Origin of the sequence: Halioglobus sp. HI00S01, assembly GCF_001635445.1 — a bacterium.
Lineage (GTDB): Bacteria > Pseudomonadota > Gammaproteobacteria > Pseudomonadales > Halieaceae > Halioglobus > Halioglobus japonicus.
Window position 1 is genome coordinate 1 of record NZ_LWEE01000359.1, and the last position, 533, is coordinate 533.

Annotated in this window: 1 protein-coding gene and 1 pseudogene; both read right to left on the bottom strand. The window is 56.7% G+C overall.

What is annotated here, in order from left to right; translation table 11 throughout:
• Positions 1-307, bottom strand: a pseudogene (locus A3709_RS20935) (purine nucleoside permease); the annotation flags it as partial.
• A gap of 3 nt (positions 308-310) precedes the next feature.
• Positions 311-533: hypothetical protein (locus A3709_RS24245; protein ID WP_197484342.1), on the bottom strand; the 223-nt coding region annotated here is incomplete at its 5' end.

The following is a 533-nucleotide window of genomic DNA, read 5'->3' on the forward strand; positions in this document are numbered from 1 at the left end:
CCATAACACTGGCCGCGGCATTCGCTGTACCCATGCCTGTGACAATGCACATGACGCCAGCGTCTTCGCTGAAGTGAATATCGTGGAGCATGTGCGGAGCGGCGTACACCTTGTCCAGCGCGATCCGCGCGTGCCAGCGCTGAAATTCACCGGCCTTGTGGCCGCTGTCATCACCGCTTTCAAACATGGTGACCACCACCACCTTTACGGGCACAGGCTGCTGAGTATCCACATCGACACTCACGGTACAGCCGGCGAAGAGCCCGGCTGCGGCTAGCAGCAGGGCTTTGGGACGTATCATATTCATAACTTAAAACTCAGAGGAGACCGATACACCGAATACCTGGGGTTCATTGGTGAAACCGGTCAGATTGTTGAGGTCGATGGCACCCATGACATTCTCTTCATCGGTGATATTGCGACCGAATACGGCCACTTCCAGGCCGCGATCGACACGGCGCCAACCAGCCCGGAAGCCGCCTTCATACTGGCCATCGGTCTGGAATTCCTTGGCGTCGTACAGGAAGATATTG